11 protein-coding genes and 1 pseudogene are annotated in these 16,336 nt (G+C 65.7%); 7 read left to right on the top strand and 5 right to left on the bottom strand.

The window, feature by feature from the left end:
* Positions 1–262 precede the first annotated feature (262 nt).
* Positions 263–3,577, top strand: coding sequence for a PAS domain-containing protein (locus tag YUU_RS0127045; protein WP_027525201.1), 3,315 nt, complete (start codon positions 263–265; stop codon positions 3,575–3,577).
* Here YUU_RS0127045 and YUU_RS0127040 read toward each other — a convergent pair.
* Positions 3,574–4,785: an NnrS family protein gene (locus YUU_RS0127040; protein ID WP_027525200.1), complete on the bottom strand. Its 1,212-nt coding sequence runs from the start codon at positions 4,783–4,785 to the stop codon at positions 3,574–3,576. The genes YUU_RS0127045 and YUU_RS0127040 overlap by 4 nt on opposite strands.
* Positions 4,786–4,921: 136 nt before the next feature.
* Between YUU_RS0127040 and YUU_RS0127035 the strand changes: the two genes are divergently transcribed.
* Complete coding sequence (locus YUU_RS0127035; RefSeq protein WP_027525199.1) at positions 4,922–5,629, top strand: Crp/Fnr family transcriptional regulator; 708 nt, start codon at positions 4,922–4,924, stop codon at positions 5,627–5,629.
* On the opposite strand, the gene YUU_RS0127030 is transcribed toward YUU_RS0127035, so the two are convergent.
* The gene (locus YUU_RS0127030) at positions 5,630–5,827 is read right to left on the bottom strand and encodes a DUF1858 domain-containing protein (RefSeq protein WP_027525198.1); all 198 of its coding nucleotides are present in this window, start codon (positions 5,825–5,827) and stop codon (positions 5,630–5,632) included.
* A gap of 136 nt (positions 5,828–5,963) precedes the next feature.
* A complete protein-coding gene (gene hemN / locus YUU_RS0127025; RefSeq protein ID WP_027525197.1) occupies positions 5,964–7,316 on the bottom strand; it encodes an oxygen-independent coproporphyrinogen III oxidase in 1,353 nt (450 codons plus the stop codon).
* A gap of 197 nt (positions 7,317–7,513) precedes the next feature.
* Between hemN and YUU_RS61370 the strand changes: the two are divergent.
* From YUU_RS61370 to YUU_RS0127010, 3 genes and pseudogenes are all read left to right on the top strand, one after another.
* Positions 7,514–7,978: pseudogene (locus tag YUU_RS61370) on the top strand (copper chaperone PCu(A)C); the annotation flags it as partial.
* A 561-nt stretch (positions 7,979–8,539) separates the two neighbouring features.
* Positions 8,540–9,634, top strand: a complete 1,095-nt coding sequence (nirK, locus tag YUU_RS0127015) for a copper-containing nitrite reductase (RefSeq protein ID WP_027525196.1) — start codon at positions 8,540–8,542, stop codon at positions 9,632–9,634.
* A gap of 53 nt (positions 9,635–9,687) precedes the next feature.
* On the top strand, positions 9,688–10,566 hold the full coding sequence (locus tag YUU_RS0127010) for an SUMF1/EgtB/PvdO family nonheme iron enzyme (protein WP_027525195.1): 879 nt from the start codon (positions 9,688–9,690) through the stop codon (positions 10,564–10,566).
* Positions 10,567–10,824: 258 nt separating this feature from the next.
* On the opposite strand, the gene YUU_RS0127005 is transcribed toward YUU_RS0127010, so the two are convergent.
* Together YUU_RS0127005 and YUU_RS0127000 are read right to left on the bottom strand one after the other, a co-directional pair.
* On the bottom strand, positions 10,825–11,475 hold the full coding sequence (locus YUU_RS0127005; protein WP_027525194.1) for a CoA transferase subunit B: 651 nt from the start codon (positions 11,473–11,475) through the stop codon (positions 10,825–10,827).
* 73 nt (positions 11,476–11,548) lie between these two features.
* Positions 11,549–12,256: a CoA transferase subunit A gene (locus tag YUU_RS0127000; RefSeq protein WP_027525193.1), complete on the bottom strand. Its 708-nt coding sequence runs from the start codon at positions 12,254–12,256 to the stop codon at positions 11,549–11,551.
* 282 nt (positions 12,257–12,538) lie between these two features.
* On the opposite strand from YUU_RS0127000, the gene YUU_RS0126995 reads away from it, so the two are divergent.
* Complete coding sequence (locus tag YUU_RS0126995) at positions 12,539–14,485, top strand: AsmA family protein (protein WP_027525192.1); 1,947 nt, start codon at positions 12,539–12,541, stop codon at positions 14,483–14,485.
* A gap of 370 nt (positions 14,486–14,855) precedes the next feature.
* On the top strand, positions 14,856–16,241 hold the full coding sequence (locus YUU_RS0126990) for an ABC transporter substrate-binding protein (protein ID WP_027525191.1): 1,386 nt from the start codon (positions 14,856–14,858) through the stop codon (positions 16,239–16,241).
* The last annotated feature ends 95 nt before the right edge of the window (positions 16,242–16,336 follow it).

The following is a 16,336-nucleotide window of genomic DNA, read 5'->3' as shown; positions in this document are numbered from 1 at the left end:
CTTAGCGGCGTATGGCCTGGCCGGTATGACACCGCGCGATGGCCGGCTTCCGTAGAACCCACAGCCCTTACCCACATCCAACGCGCTGGCGGGCTTGCGGGTTCAGCTAGATTAAGGTTATCGCGGCTTATGGTCGCTTTCCGGGGCCAGCGGCCGTGGACCTGCTTGCGGGCGCAGGCGATACTAACCCTTTCTTAAGGCTGCCATTCCTGCGACGGCCTTGCGATCAAGAGTTGCATGACCACCAAGACAAGCCGGTTGGATGAATAGCTCGGATTTCCAGTTGCGAGGCGTGGACGATCCGCGGCTGGCCGTGCATGCGACCTCCCCCCTGCCGGCTTGGCTGTGGTCGATCGACGGCGCGCGGGTGGTCTGGGCCAATCCGGTCGGCGCAAAGCTGTTCGGCGCGGCCAATGCCACCGAGCTCGCCAAAAAGACCTTCGGGCCGGCCGATCCGCACCGCCGCCAGGTCGCGCAGCTCGGCCGGCGCCTGGCGGCCGGCGGCGCGGTGCGGCTCGAGCGGCTGCGCGGTTTCGGCGCCTCGCTCGGCACGCTGATGACCTGCGCCTGCGCGCGGCTCGAATTTCCCGACGGCAGCAGCAGTGTGCTGGTCGCCGCGATGTCGTCGAGCGGCCGCGTCATGCCGCTGGTGGAACGGCTGCAGCGCCTCGTCGAAGGCGCTGACGTGCCGATGGCGGCCTTCGCACCGGACGGCCTGTTCATCGGCGCGAGCGAGACCGCGCGCACCCTGCTCGGCTTTCCCGATCTCAACGCGGCAGGTCTCGCGCAGGCGCGCTGCGATGCACTCGCGCAAGGGCGGGCCAGGACGCCGCTCGGCATCGGCCACCTGGTGCTGCAACGGGTTGGCTTCGGTGCCGATACCGGCCTCGTCGCGCTGTACAAGCGAGGCGCATTTGAGGCCGCCCAGATGCCGCGCGATGTCGCGCCGGAGACGAATTCCGAGCCGCCGGCCGCCGCGCCCGTTCAATCCGGGCTGCCGGCAACGCCCGCGTTGCCCGACTACGAGCAGCCGGCGCTGGCGAACGAGGCCCCGGCCGAGTTCGCGCTGTTCGACGCTTTCGCCGAGCCGCTCGAAGCGGAGGCAAGGGGCGAAGCGGCGCCAGAGCCGCCCGCAGCCGCAACTGCTGCGAGCGAACAAGCGGTTGATAACCCGGCCGAAGACATTGTCTCGCCCAAAGCCGAGCCGATCAGTGCGGCGATGGACCAGCCGCCCCCAGCTGCGGACGCGCCTGCCACGCCACGCAATCAGCCCATGCGCTTCGTGTGGCAGATGGATGCTGTGGGGCGCTTCGTGCTCGGGTCGGACGACTTCATCCGCCTGATGGGCGCGCGCACCGCCGCCGGCTTCGGCCGGCTGTGGTCGGAGATCTCAGAGGAGTTTGCGCTCGACCCCGAGGGGCGCGTCGCCAGGGCTCTCGCCACCCGCGACACCTGGGCCGGCATCACCGTGAACTGGCCGGTCGATGGCGGCGAGCGGCTACTGGTCGAGCTCGCCGGCCTGCCGATCTATGACCGGCTGCGCAACTTCGCGGGCTTCAAGGGCTTTGGCGTCTGCCGCGATCTCGACGGCCTCAACCGGCTCGATGCGCTGAGGCGCTTCGAGCTGTTCACCGATCCGCCTTCGCCGCAGCGCGTATCGGCCGACACCATCGAGCCAGCCACGGAGCCGGAGCCCGAACCGCCGGTCGTATCAGAGATACCAGAGCCCATTGCCGAACTGCCTGAACCCTTCATCGACGCGAATTCACAACAAGCCGATTTGGATAAGCAAGTGGAAACGCCCCCCAACGTCGTGCCATTCCGCCCGCTCGGCGACAACAAATCGCCGATGCTGACACCGGTCGAAAACTCCGCCTTCAACGAGCTCGCCCGGCAATTGTCCGAGCGGCTCGAGCGCGAGAGGGACGCGGCCACCGCAATCGTCGAACCGCAAGAGACGACGCAAGCCACCGTCGAGGAGCCGCCTGCCCCGCCTGCGGAGGAGAGGCCGCGCGAACTGGCCGAGTGGCTGGTGACCGAGCCCGAGCCGCCGCCGCGCGGCGAGTCCTTGCGCGACCGCACGCTGCTCGATCTCGTGCCGACCGGCATCCTGATCTACCGGCTCGACCGCCTGCTCTACGCCAACCCCGCGTTCCTTGCGCGCGTCGGCCATCCCAACCTGGGTGCGCTGGAGGAAGCCGGCGGTCTGGATGCGCTCTACGTCGCGCCGGGCGTGTCATCCGAAAGCAGCACGTCGGAGGCCGGCACGCCGGTGACGATCAGCGCGACCGACGGGTCTGACGCGACCGAGGCCCATCTGCACACCATCGACTGGGACGGCGACACCGCGCATGCGCTGATCTGCGCGCTGCCGCCAGCCGCGCCCGTCGTTGCCCAAGCCGTCACTGCTGCGGAAGAGCCCGAGCCGGAGCCCGAGTACGAACCCGAGCCGGAGCTCGAACCCGGCCAAGCCAATGCGGAAGATCTCGCCGCGATCCTCGACACCACGGCCGAGGGCATCATCATGTTCGATGCCGAAGGCAACATCCATGCCTGCAACCGCAGCGCCGAGGCGCTGTTCGGCTATGACGGCGAGACGCTGCTGCAGCAGAACCTCACGACGCTGTTCGCGCCGGAAAGCCAGCGCCTCGTCATCGACTATCTCGACAGCATCAGGAGCGGCAACATCGCCAGCCTGCTCGACCATGGCCGCGAGGTGCTGGGACGCGAGCGCAAGGGCGGCGTCATTCCGCTCGCCATGATCATGGGCCGCACCCAGCCGGACGGCCCGAACTTCTTCGCCGTGTTCCGCGATCTCTCCCAGAGCAAGAAGGGCGAGAGCGAATTGAAGCAGGCGCAGCGCCTCGCCGACGGCGCGGCGAACGCCAAGGCCGACATGCTGGCGCGCATCAGCCACGAGATCCGCACGCCGCTCAACGCGATCATCGGCTTTGCCGAGGTGATGATCTCCGAGCGTTTCGGCGCGCTCGGCAACGAGCGCTACGGCGACTATATGAAGGACATCCGCGCCTCCGGCGAGCGCGTGATCGCCATCATCGACGATCTCTCGGAGCTTTCGCGGATCGAGACCGGCAAGCTCGATCTCACCTTCGGCAATCTCAACCTCAACGATCTCGTCGAGGCCTGTGTCGTGGTGATGCAGCCGCAGGCCAACCGCGAGCGCATCATCATCCGCACCTCGCTCGCGCATGCGCTGCCGCAGGTTTCGGCCGATGCCCGCGCGCTGCGGCAGATCACCATGAACCTGGTCGGCAATTCGATCCGGCTCGCCAGCGCCGGCGGCCAGGTCATCGTCTCGACGGCACTCACCGACCGCGGCGAAGTCGCACTTCGCATCCGCGACACCGGCCATGGCCTTTCCGAGAAGGAAGTCGCCGCCGCGATGGAGCCGTTCCGAACCCCGCCTCCGCTGGATGCCTCGGAAAGCGCCGGCCTCAGCCTGTCCCTGATCAGGGCGCTGGTCGAAGCCAACCGCGCCCGGTTCAACATCAAGAGCGCGGCGAATACCGGCACGTTGATCGAGGTGGTGTTCGCTCCGTCGCTGGCGAGGGCTTAGCGCGCGGGCACCGCGGCGCGCGGAATCGCCAGCGCGCGGCGTTTGCTGCCGACGAGCAGCGGGCCGAAGGCGATCGCAAAGCCCGCGAACGCCGCGGCCCAGCCGAATGCTGCGACATGCAGCAGCACCTCGCTATGCGCAGGCTGGACCACCGCGCAGACCCGCGCCAGCGCCGCCACGACGATCGCGGCATAGATCGCTTGCGTCGCGACGGAGGCCGTCAGCGCCTGACCGGTATGGCCGAGGGTTGCACGCGTCATCACCGCAAGCGTCATGGTGCCGGCCGCCCCCGCCATCCAGGCGTGAATGCCCGCGCTTGGCGGCAGCGCGCCGAAGGCGGCCGCCGCGTGCAGCAGGAAGCCGAGCGGCACGAAGGCGTAGCCGATATGCAGGACCAGCAGCAGCCGCTCGCCCGTGGTGCGATCGCCGGCCCAACGCGCAAGACGCACGATGTGCAGCACGCCGGCCAGCGCCATTGCAACGCCCGTGAGCGCACTCAGCGGGCTCGCGATCCAGCACACGAGCGCCAGCGCGCTCAAGGCGATCACGCCGCCGTCGAAGCGGCCGAACGGCACCGGCAGGCGGCCCGGATTCATCTTGACCAGCCAGTTCCGCGTAAAGCTCGGGATGATGCGGCCGCCGATCAGCTGTAACAGCAGCACGACCACACTGATGCCGATGCGGATGCTGTAGTCCGCGGCGCCCGCGATATGCGCCTCCAGATGGAACGCGACGTTGCCGGCGAGCAGCAACGCCACCAGCAGCACCACCGGCAAGTTGCGCCAGTTTTTTCCAGCGGCGATCTCGCGCAGGGCGGCGGCGACGACCAGCGCGAGGAACGCAGCATCGACCGCGAGCGCAACGGCCCAGCCGAGCCCGGCCGAGCACGTCACCGCGATGCGGCCCGCAAGCCATACGATGACCAGGGCCGCGAGCGGCGTGCCCTGGATCGGCAGCCGCCCGGTCCAGTTCGGGATCGCCGTGAACAGGAATCCCGTGATCACGGCCGGCAGGAAGCCATAGAGCATCTCGTGCACATGCCAGTCGCGCGGCGCGAACGCGGAACTCAGCGACAGCTCGCCGTAGAACAGCGGCAGCCAGACCAGGATCGAAACTGCCGCCTGGATCGCGGCAAGCAGGAAGAACGGGCGAAAGCTGTGCGCCAGCAGCGGCCAGCCTTGGTGGTTGCGGGTACGGGCGCCAGCCATATCGGTAAACTCCGGCTCAATCGGGCTTTGCACACAAAAATACCGGCGCTGGACCGGCCAGTTTTGCGCTAACGCAAATTGCCGGCCGAATGGCGTGCAATCACAAAGTCCTGAACGCCCGCGCCATGGAGGCAGAATGGCCAAGGTCGACCCGTCACTGGTTGCGCATTTGCCGCTGTTTGCCGGCTTCACGAACGATGAGCTCGAGGAGATCCTGCGCGAGGCGCACTCGTCACGTCATCCGAAGAACAGTGCGGTCTTCGCGCAAGGCGAGGACGCGCATTCCTTCTTCCTGTTGCTGCACGGCCATGTCCGCGCCGCCAAGACCACGCCGACCGGCGAGCAGATCGTGGTGCGCTATGTGGCGCCCGGCGAGACCTTCGGGCTCGCAATGGCGATCGGGCTCACGCAATATCCGGCAACCGCGACCGCGGTGGATGACAGCGTCGTGCTGGCCTGGCCGACCGGCGCCTGGCCGCGGCTGGTCGAGAGGTTCCCTCCGCTCGCGACCAACACGCTGCAGACCGTCGGCACGCGCTTGCAGGAGAGCCACACCCGCGTGCTGGAGATGTCGACCCAGCAGGTCGAGCAGCGCGTCGCGCATGCGCTGCTGCGGCTTGCCAAGCAATCCGGCAAGAAGCTCGACCACGGCATCGAGATCGATTTTCCGATCAGCCGCCAGGACATCGCGCAGATGACCGGCACCACGCTGCACACCGTGAGCCGCATCCTCAGCGGCTGGGAGAGCCAGGGCCTCGTCGAAAGCGGCCGCCAGCGCATCATCCTGCGCGAGCCGCACAAAATCGTCGTGCTGGCCGAGCAGAGCGCAAACGGCGAACGCTGACTACGCCGGCACGCTCTCGCAGAGCGCTGCCAGGAACTTTGCGCGATCGATGCCATGCTCGCGGCAGGCGTCGTCGACGGTGTGGAAGCAGGCGATCGGACAGCCGACGCACGCCATCCGGAATTCCAGGAACACGCGGATCGTGTGCGGCGCCGAGCGCATGATGTCGTCGACGAGATCGTCAGATCGGAAGGGCATGGGCAACTCCGTTCCGATGGGACGATAGCGGCCCTCCCAGCAACCTCTTTGTTGAAGCGCAAGCTGGCGCCAGTTCCTCCGCCCGTCATTCCGGGCTCGCGCTGTCGCGCGCCCTGGAATGACAGTGGGAGGGAACCTACACCGCCCGGCTGTGCAGCTGCTTGGCGGCGTCCAGATGCGCGTCGAAGGCGGCGGCGACGCTGCGGACGAGGAAGCGGGAATCCCTGGCGACCGCGAGCTGGTTGCCGTCGAGCCTGACCACGCCGTCGGAGATCAGCGTCTTCAGCCGCGGCGTGGATTGCAGCATCGCGTCGGCCCTCGCGCCATGCCGGGCGCAGATCGCGCCGAGATCGGCGCCGTAGTCGCACATGATGCGCTCGATGATGTCGGCGCGCAGCCTGTCGTCGCCGGTCAGCGCGTAGCCCTTGACGGTTGCGAGACGGCCGGCCTCGATGGCCTTCGCATAGGCGACGATCGACACCTCGTTCTGGACATAGCCCTGTGGCAAATGGCCGATCGCGCTGGCGCCGAAGCCGAGCAGCACGTCGCTCACATCGGTCGTGTAGCCCTGGAAATTGCGGCGCAGGGTCTTGCTCTCGAAGGCCAGCGCCATGGCGTCGTCGGGCCGCGCGAAATGGTCGAGCCCGATCTGCACATAGCCGGCCTCCTTCAGCGCGCTGGCGATCGCGCAGGCCTGGTCGTGGCGTGCCGGGCCGTCGGGCAGGACCGCTTCGTCGATCTTGCGCTGGTGCTTCTTGAAGGTCGGCACATGGGCATAGCCGAACACCGAGAAGCGGTCGGGCTTAAGCTCGAGGCTGCGCCGCACGGTCTCGAGACAGGAGGCGATGGTCTGAAGCGGCAGCCCGTAGATCAGGTCGAAATTGACGCCCTTGATGCCGGCGCGTCGCAAGTTCTGCGTGACGGCAGCGGTCTGCTCGAAGCTCTGCACGCGGTTGATCGCAAGCTGCACGCGCGGATCGAAGCTCTGTACGCCGAGGCTGGCGCGGTTGACGCCGGCAAGCGCCAGCGCGTCGGTCATCTCTTGCGTCAGCGTCCGCGGATCGATCTCGATCGCGATCTCGGCCGACGGCAGCACGAAGTACGCCTGCCGGATCGCCGCCATCAATTCGGTGAAGGCCTCCGGCGCCATGATCGTCGGCGTACCGCCGCCGAAATGGATGTGTGCGACCTTGATGCGGCGGCCGATGGTGTCGGCCACCAGGTCGACCTCGCGACGCAGCGTCCGCTGATAGGCGGCGATCAGATCGTCGCGGCGGGCGATCTGGGTATGACAGCCGCAGTACCAGCACATCTTGCGGCAGAACGGCACGTGCAGATAGAGCGAGGCGCTGACATTGGTGGGAAGCTCGGCGAGCCATTGGCCGTAGGCCTCGGCCTTGACCGCGGGCGAGAAATGCGGAGCGGTCGGGTAGCTCGTATAGCGCGGCAGACGTTCGTCGCCATAGCTCGCCGCCAGATCCGCTCTCATGTCCTGATCCATTCCTGATGTTGAGGTCTTAATGGGACGCGCCCCGCAAGTGCTTCTGCTACCCCGGATTTGGCCGTTCCACCTTGCGCTCGCTCAAAGTGCCGCGGAATTGGAACGTCGGAACTTTGCGCTCGCGCAAAGCGCGTACGGCGGTTTCGGCGCTAGCTGCGCGTCTCGAACCAAGGGAAACATCCGTCATGAAACATTCCAAGCGCGCATTCGCCTGCGCGGCCGCGCTGTCGTGCCTTTGGTCGCAACCGGCGCTGGCCGGTGATGCGAGGCATGGCGATCTCGTCATCAGCAAAGCCTGGAGCCGCGCAACGCCCGGCGGCGCCAAGGTCGCCGGCGGCTATCTCACCATCGAGAACAAGGGAGCTGCGCCGGAGCGGCTGAAGGCGGCATCGACGACGCTCGCCGCCAAGACAGAAATCCACGAGATGGCGATCAACAACGGCGTCATGACCATGCGGCCGCTCCACTCCGGCCTTGCGATCGCGCCGGGACAATCCGTCCAGCTCGCGCCGGGCGGCGGACATCTGATGTTCGAGGGCCTCAAGGCGCCGCTGCACCACGGCGATCAGGTGCCGGTCACATTATCATTCGAGCACGCCGGCGAGGTGAAGGTGACGCTCGACGTGCAGGCCATCGGCGCGCAAGCGCCCGAGCAGTCAAACGCCGCGCAAGCGCCGGAGCAGACAAACAACGCGCAAGCGGCGGCGTCTGCAAATCGCACGGAAGCCATAACGGCTGCGCCCGCGCCAGCCGCCAGCGAAGCGGACGAAAGCTTCTTCACCCATCTGCATGCCGAGAAGGCGATGGCCAACGTCACGGTCTCGCCGGGTCGCGCCGGTCCGGTCGAGATCGCGATTCAGCTTGAAGATGCGAATGAGTTGCCGCTCGCAGCGAGCTCCGTCTCGGTCACACTCGGCAATATCGAGCATGGCGTTGCGCCTGTCACTGCGAATGCAGAACGCGTCGGTCACGATCAATGGCGCGTAACGATGTCGGCGCCACTGTCCGGACGCTGGTCGCTCGGCCTCGACATCCACATCACGCCGTCGGATGCGGTTAACGTCGTCTCACCGATCCTGCTTCGGTAAACGACCTAAGTACTGCTCGGGAGGCAAATCAGGCGAAAGGTTGTTGCAGCGCAAACTCTCTTGCACCAGGAAGCGCAGAGTGGGTCCCGTCATCAAAACCTTTTCAGATGAAGGATGCTTCCGATGCTAACCCGCAGAGCCGCATTGATCAGCGCCGCCGCGACCGCCCTGATGCTGGCGACCCCCGCTCTTGCCGCCGACGATCTCAAATTGCCGCGGCAGAGGGTCGAGCTGGTCGCACCGCCCTTCGTGCATGCGCACGAGCAGGCCACCAAGCAGGCGCCCAAGATCATGGAGTTCACGCTCACGATCCAGGAGAAGAAGGTCGTCATCGACGAGAAGGGCACCACCTTCCAGGCGATGACCTTCAACGGCTCGATGCCGGGCCCGCTGATGGTGGTGCATGAAGGCGACTATGTCGAAGTGACGCTGGTCAACCCCGCCACCAACACCATGCCGCACAACATCGACTTCCACTCCGCGACCGGTGCGCTCGGCGGCGGCGCCCTCACGCTGATCAATCCCGGCGAGCAGGTCGTGCTGCGCTGGAAGGCCACCAAGACCGGCGTGTTCGTCTATCACTGCGCGCCGGGCGGCGCGATGATCCCCTGGCACGTCGTCTCCGGCATGAACGGCGCTGTGATGGTGCTGCCGCGTGACGGGCTGAACGACGGCAAGGGCCACGCGCTGAAATACGACAAGGTCTACTACATCGGCGAGCAGGACATGTATGTGCCGCGCGACGAGAAGGGCAACTTCAAGTCCTATGACTCGCCGGGCGAGGCCTACACCGACACCGAGGAGGTAATGAAGAAGCTCGTTCCCTCCCACGTCGTATTCAACGGCAAGGTCGGCGCACTCACCGGCAAGAACGCCCTGACCGCCAATGTCGGCGAGAACGTGCTGATCGTGCACTCGCAGGCCAATCGCGACAGTCGCCCGCATCTGATCGGCGGCCACGGCGATTATGTCTGGGAAACCGGCAAGTTCAGTAACGCGCCGGAGACCGGGCTCGAGACCTGGTTCATCCGTGGCGGCTCGGCGGGCGCAGCGCTGTACAAGTTCCTGCAGCCCGGCATCTACGCCTATGTCACGCATAATTTGATCGAGGCCGCCGACCTCGGTGCCACCGCGCACTTCAAGATCGAAGGCAAGTGGAACGACGATCTGATGACCCAGGTGAAGGCGCCTGCGGACATTTCGGCCCCGACCAACTAGCGCGTACGAGGGGCCGGTGATGAACCGGCCCCTTCTTCTTTCGGGGGACTCCCATGCTGATCGCATTCAAGCTCAAGCTGGCGCTCGCCTGCGTCGCCGGATTTGCAACGCCGCTTGCCGTTGCGCCTTTGATGACCGATGTCACAACGCGCGGCGCGGCAAGCGAGCCGGCGATCGTCGAGATCGCCGCCGGCAGTTTCGCCTATCGTGCCGCAGGCGATTTCACCCGTGCGGGCCAACAGGCGGAAGCGCCGCTGCGCAAGTTACGCTTTGCAAAGCCGCTTGCGATCATGCAGCAGCAGGTGTCCTCCGCCGATTATCAGCTCTGCGTGCACGACGGCGCGTGCCGCGCGCTCGACCGCGACGTCGTGGTCGCACCCGATCGCCCCGCGGTGCAGGTGAGCTGGCACGATGCGCAGGCCTATGCCGGCTGGCTGTCGCGCAAGACCGGCAAGAGCTGGCGCCTGCCGAGCGATGAGGAATGGGCATTCGCTGCCGGCAGCAAGTTCAGGGATGACAGCTCCCCGGTCGACGCCGCCGATCCCTCAAAACGATGGATCAGCCGCTACGAGCGCGAATCCGAACGCGACCGGTCGGACGCCGCAACCTATCCGTTCGGCAAGTTCGGCCCGAACGAGCATGGGATCTTGGATTTCGCCGGCAATGTCTGGGAATGGACCTCGACCTGCTTCGTGCGCGACCGGGTGGACGAGAACGGCAATGCGGGCCGTCAGACCATCAATTGCGGCGTACGCGTCGCCGAGGGCGCCCACCGTGCCTACGTCACCGACTTCATCCGCGACGCCCGCGCCGGCGGCTGCGCCCAAGGCGTCCCGCCCGCCAATCTCGGCTTCCGCCTGGTTCGCGAGGAGACGTCGTGGGTGGCGAGCGTGTCGGCGCGGTGGGGCAGGGTTTGGGCCGTGAGGTCGTAGCGGCACTCCGTTGTTGCAAGCGCATGCGTGCCCCACCCTCGGTGTCATCGCCCGACTTGATCGGGCGATCCAGTACTCCGAGACGGTCATGCTAGAATCGATAGGCCGCGGCGTACTGGATGCCCCGCCTTCGCGGGGCATGACAGCGTCAAATGCGGAAGGCGCGCGGCGTCAACAACGCGCCGTCGAGGGAACTACCCCGCAAACGAAAATGGCCGGGACGAGCCCGGCCACATCGGCAACGATCAAATTCGCAGCTTACGTGTTCTTCAGCGCGACACGAAACTCGGCTTCGGTCTTGGACTTGACCTCGTCGAGCGTGACGCCGTCTGCGAGCTCGATCAGGGCCATGCCGCCGTCGCCGTGCTTGTCGATGGTGAAGACAGCGAGATCAGTGACGACCATGTCGACGACGCGCTCGCCGGTCAGCGGCAGGGTGCAGCTCTTCAGGAGCTTCGCGCCGTCCTTGGCGGAATGCTCCATCACCACCACGACACGCTTGACGCCGGCGACGAGGTCCATTGCGCCGCCCATGCCCTTGACCATCTTGCCGGGGATCATCCAGTTGGCGAGGTCGCCGTTCTGGGCCACCTGCATGGCGCCGAGGATCGACAGGTCCATGTGGCCGCCGCGGATCATGCCGAAGGAATCCGCGCTCGAGAAATAGCTGGTCGACGGCAGCTCGCTAACGGTCTGCTTGCCGGCGTTGATGAGGTCGGCGTCTTCCTCGCCCTCATACGGGAAAGGTCCCATGCCGAGCATGCCGTTCTCGCTCTGCAGGCTGACGTCCATGCCGTCGGGGATGTAGTTCGACACCAGCGTCGGGATGCCGATGCCGAGGTTGACGTAGTAGCCGTCACGCAATTCCTTCGCGGCGCGCGCGGCCATCTGTTCACGGGTCCAGGCCATCTTATTCTCCTGTAGTCCTTAGTTGCGCGTGATCTTGCCGGAAAACCGGTCTCCACTTTTCCGGATCATGCGCTCAAGCTGCCGGGCGCGGGCGGGTGTTGCGGAATTCGATGCGCTTCTTGGCCGTGCCGACCTCGACGATGCGCTTCACGAAAAGACCAGGCGTATGGATGTGGTCGGGATTGAGTTCACCGGCCGGAACCAGATGCTCGACCTCGGCCACCGTGATCTTCGCGGCGGTCGCCATCATCGGGTTAAAGTTGCGCGCGGTCTTGCGGTAGATGAGGTTGCCGGCAGTGTCGCCTTTCCAGGCGTGGACGATGGCGAGGTCGGCGAACAGGCCGCGCTCCATCAGGTACTTCTGGCCGTCGAACTCCTTCACTTCCTTGCCCTCGGCGATCAGCGTGCCGACGCCGGTCTTGGTGTAGAAGGCCGGGATGCCCGCACCGCCGGCGCGGATGCGCTCGGCCAGCGTGCCTTGCGGGTTGAATTCGAGTTCCAGCTCGCCCGCGAGGTACTGCTGGGCGAACAGCTTGTTCTCGCCGACATAGGACGAGATCATCTTCTTGATCTGCCGGGTTTCCAGCAGGCGGCTGAGCCCGATGCCGTCGACGCCGGCATTGTTGGAGACCACCGTCAGGCCCTTGACGCCGGAGTCGCGGATCGCGTCCGAGAGCGCCTCGGCGATACCGCAGAGGCCGAAACCGCCCGACATGATCATCATGTCGTCCTTGAGAATGCCATCGAGAGCCGACTTGGCGTCGGGATAGACCTTGTTCATGCCGGGAAACCTTGGGTGTGAGGCGTTAAGCCCGTTGTTGGCCGGGATTATTAGGCGAAATGATCTTGAGCCGTCAATGATACGGGGTTTTACGCGCCCGGCTGCGGTGGTAGAGGCTGCCCACGCCGTGGGCATAACCGCCTCCGCGGCCTTGAAAGCGACAAGAAAACCCATCAAGTTACGGGACTTGACGTTAAGGACTTGCGCGCGGAGCGTGTTGGGCTCCCGACTCGGCCAGTTGAGCACCCGACAACACGACCCGATCAGGACATGCCATTGACGATGGCCCAAGGAATGAAGCGCCTGGGGACGCCGATTGCGGCGCTGCTCGGCATCGTGCTGATCGCCCTGGTCGCGACCTCCTGGCTTATCAACCGCGACGCGCTGCGCAAGGCGGTGGAGGGCCAGATCCGCGCCGTCACCGGGCTCGAGCTCAATGTCGCTGGCGCCATCGACATCTCAGTGCTGCCGGCGAGCTACGTCTCCTTCCATGACGTCAGCCTGAAGGGCCCCGGCGGGCACAGCGATCCGGCTCTGCATGTCGACGTGCTCACCGCGAATTTGCGCCTGCTGCCGCTCCTCCTCCAGCGCTTCGAGATCGCCGACCTGATGCTGCTGCGGCCGCAGATCCACGTCAGCCTCGAGGCCAATGGCGACAGCAACTGGACCCCCTTCATCCAGACCATCGCGCGCACCATGACGCCGGGCGCCGACAATCAGGTGTCGTTCTCCGAGATCCGGGTCCAGGACGGCGTGCTCGACTACGAGGACGTCGCCGGCCACAGCACCGAAAAGCTCGAGGACATCGACCTTTCGCTGGCCTGGCCCTCGATCTCGCGCTCCTTTGCCGCGACCGGGCAGTTCGACTGGCGCGGCGAGCGCGTCGACGGCTCGATCAGCTTCTCCGATTTCGTCGCAGCGCTCTCCGGCGACCGCTCGGGCCTGAAGGCGCGGATCACCAGCCCGCCGCTCAAGCTCGCCTTCGACGGCAGCGTCGCCAACCGCACCAGCGCGATGATGGAAGGCACGCTCACCATCGACAGTCCGTCCCTGCGCAACGCGCTACGCTGGACCGGCCAGCCGCAGCCGGGCAGCGGCGGCTTCGGCCGCTTCGCGCTCAAGGCGCGCGCCAACGTGGTGGGCGCCTCGATCGCGCTCACCAACGTCAATGTCGAGCTCGACGGCAACGTCGCCGAGGGCGTCATGACCTACGCCAACAACGGCCGGCAGACGCTCCAGGCAACGCTCGCAGCCGACGCGCTCGACTTCACGCCCTACATCTCCACCTTCCGCCTGCTGGCAAGCGGCGCGCGCGACTGGAACAGGCAGCTGTTCGACCTCAACGGCCTGTCGACCACAGATCTCGACATGCGCCTGTCGGCGGCGCGGCTGACGGTCGGACCGTCGAAACTCGGCCGCACCGCGATCGGCGCGAATTTGCGCAACGGCACGCTGGCGCTCTCGGTTGGCGAGGCGCAGGTCTATGGCGGCATCGCCAGGGGCTCGTTCGGGATCGCGCGCTCCGACACGGTCGCCGACGTCAAGGCGCAATTCCAGTTCACCGACGTCGATCTGCAGGCCTGCACCTCCGAGCTGTTCGGCATCAACAAGCTGTCCGGCCGCGGCAACATCAACGTGTCCCTGGTCGCTTCCGGCTCGAGCCCGTTCGGCCTCGTGCAATCGCTCGACGGTACTGCCTCGGTGACCGGGCACGACGGCGCGATCTCCGGCTTCAATGCCGAGCAGCTGCTGAAGCGGCTGGAGCGGCGGCCGCTGTCGGGCGGCGGCAATTTCCGCAGCGGCTCGACGCCCTACAACAACATGACGTTGTCGGTGAAATTCGCCGACGGCATCGCCACCGCCGACGACATCCACATCGAGGGACCGACGGCGAAGATCACGCTGACCGGCACCGCCTCGGTGCCGACGCGCGAATACGACATGAAGGGCGTGGCGAGCCTGAACGGCGCGTCCGGCTTCGAGCTGCCCTTCGTCGTGCAGGGGCCCTGGGACGATCCGCTGATCTTCCCCGATCCGGAAAGCCTGATCCGCCGCTCGCCGGCGTCCGCGCCGTTGCTCGAATCCGTGCGCAATCCCAAGACGCGCGACGCCGTGCGCTCGGTGCTCGAGCGCTTCACCGGCGCCAAGCCCGCCGCCCCCGATGCCGCGGCGGCACCGACCGCGGAGAACGCGAAGGAAAGCGTCAAGGACGGCGCGAAATCCAACTAGCGCTACTACGTCACAAGCATTCCTTTCCTCATCCTGAGGAGCGCGCAACGCGCGTCTCGAAGGATGGCCGCGCGTGAGATCCGGGCCATCATGGTTCGCCCGGCGATGCGGAGCATCGTCCGGAGACGCGCTCCGGCTCCCCACCATCAGGGTCTTGTGACGCAGCAAGACTAGCGGCGCGCAACCAACGCAGCGCGAATTGATTGCCGTGAATTGATGCGTCGATTGGATCGATGGCGCGACGTTAAGACTGTTCGCGACCAAATCCCCCTCGACCTAGGTCTGACAAGATGCCGCTAGATCGGCTCCCGCCCATGCGCTAGTGTTTTTCCCGACCGGTTAAAACACCGGCGACTTGAGGGAGAAAAACGTGAAATCTAAGGTTATTGGCGCATTTTCACTCGCGGTAGCTGCGGTCGGGCTGTTCGCCGCCACTGCACCCGCGTTTGCCCAGCAGAAGACCATTACGGTTTGGTGGGCCAAGGGCTTCTACAGGGCCGAAGACGACGCGCTGATCGACGTTGCCAAGAAGTTCGAAGCCAAGACCGGAATCAAGGTCGAATTGTCGCAATACGCGATCCAGGACATGATTCCGAAGACGGTGGCCGCGCTCGATGCCGGCACCGTGCCCGACGTCGCCTTTGCCGAAACCTACAACGTGCAGGCACAGGGCAAATGGGCCTATGAGGGCAAGCTCGAGGACCTGTCCGACGTCATGGAGCCAATCCAGGACAGGTTCGTGCCGAACACGCTGGAGGCCTCGAAGCTCTACAACGACGTCGCTAAAAAGAGGTCTTATTACGGCTTCCCGCTGAAGCAGCAGAGCATGCACGTCCAGATCTGGGGCGACATGCTGGAGAAGGCCGGCTTCAAGCAGAGCGACATCCCGAACGACTGGGTAGGCTACTGGTCGTTCTGGTGCGACAAGGTGCAGCCGGCGATCCGCAAGGCGACCGGCCAGCGCATCTATGCCGTGGGCCAGCCGATGGGCGTGGAATCCACCGATAGCTTCCAGTCGTTCTACACCTTCATGGACGCCTACCACGTCAAGCTCGTCGACGACGACGGCAAGCTCCTGGTCGACGACCCCAAGGTCCGCGACGGTCTGATCAAGGCGATGAAGGACTACACCGACACCTACATCAAGGGCTGCACGCCGCCCTCCTCAACGACCTGGAAGGATCCGGACAACAACGTCGCCTTCCACAACAAGACCATCGTGATGACCCACAACTTCACGATCTCGATCGCGGCGAAGTGGTTCGAGGACTCCACCAACCAGAACCTGACGCCGGAGCAGCGCGAAGCCGGCAAGAAGGCCTATGAGCAGGATATCATCACCGCGTCCTTCCCGAAGGCGCCCGATGGTTCGACCATCCGCTACCGTTCCGACGTCAAGACCGGGCTGATCTTCACCGCGGCCAAGAACAAGGCCGAGGCCAAGCAGTTCATCAGCTTCCTGCTCCAGGAAGAGAACGTCCGTCCTTACATCGAGGGCGCGCTCGGCCGCTGGTTCCCGGTGACGAAGGAAAGCCAGGCGAGCCCGTTCTGGCAGGCTGACCGGCATCGCAAGGCGGTCTACAACCAGTTCACCGGCGGCACCGCGCCGTTCGACTTCACCAAGAACTGGAAGTTCACCATCCTGAACAACGAGAACGTCTGGGCCAAGGCGATGAACCGGGTGGTGAGCGAGAAGGTCCCGGTCGACAAGGCCGTCGACGAGCTCATCGCCCGCATCAAGCAGGTCGTGGGTTAAGTCATCCTGCCTCTCCCCGCTTTGCGGGGAGAGGTGTAAAACAACACCGGCCGCATTTTGCGGCCGGCAGCTCGTTTGAAGAGTTCGAAAAGAGA

The organism is Bradyrhizobium sp. Ec3.3 (genome assembly GCF_000472925.1).
Taxonomy (GTDB): Bacteria; Pseudomonadota; Alphaproteobacteria; order Rhizobiales; family Xanthobacteraceae; genus Bradyrhizobium.
The sequence above is the reverse complement of the archived record's forward strand: the minus strand, read 5'-3'. Positions and strand labels throughout refer to the sequence as shown.

Excerpts from the sequence above, each read along its gene's own strand:
- YUU_RS0127010 (WP_027525195.1), top strand. The coding sequence starts at position 9,688 with ATGCTGATCGCATTCAAGCTCAAGCTGGCGCTCGCCTGCGTCGCCGGA.
- YUU_RS0127040 (WP_027525200.1), bottom strand. The coding sequence starts at position 4,785 with ATGGCTGGCGCCCGTACCCGCAACCACCAAGGCTGGCCGCTGCTGGCG.
- nirK (WP_027525196.1), top strand. The coding sequence starts at position 8,540 with ATGCTAACCCGCAGAGCCGCATTGATCAGCGCCGCCGCGACCGCCCTG.
- YUU_RS0126995 (WP_027525192.1), top strand. The coding sequence starts at position 12,539 with ATGGCCCAAGGAATGAAGCGCCTGGGGACGCCGATTGCGGCGCTGCTC.
- YUU_RS0127000 (WP_027525193.1), bottom strand. The coding sequence starts at position 12,256 with ATGAACAAGGTCTATCCCGACGCCAAGTCGGCTCTCGATGGCATTCTC.
- YUU_RS0127045 (WP_027525201.1), top strand. The coding sequence starts at position 263 with ATGAATAGCTCGGATTTCCAGTTGCGAGGCGTGGACGATCCGCGGCTG.
- YUU_RS0127005 (WP_027525194.1), bottom strand. The coding sequence starts at position 11,475 with ATGGCCTGGACCCGTGAACAGATGGCCGCGCGCGCCGCGAAGGAATTG.
- YUU_RS0127030 (WP_027525198.1), bottom strand. The coding sequence starts at position 5,827 with ATGCCCTTCCGATCTGACGATCTCGTCGACGACATCATGCGCTCGGCG.
- hemN (WP_027525197.1), bottom strand. The coding sequence starts at position 7,316 with ATGAGAGCGGATCTGGCGGCGAGCTATGGCGACGAACGTCTGCCGCGC.
- YUU_RS0127035 (WP_027525199.1), top strand. The coding sequence starts at position 4,922 with ATGGCCAAGGTCGACCCGTCACTGGTTGCGCATTTGCCGCTGTTTGCC.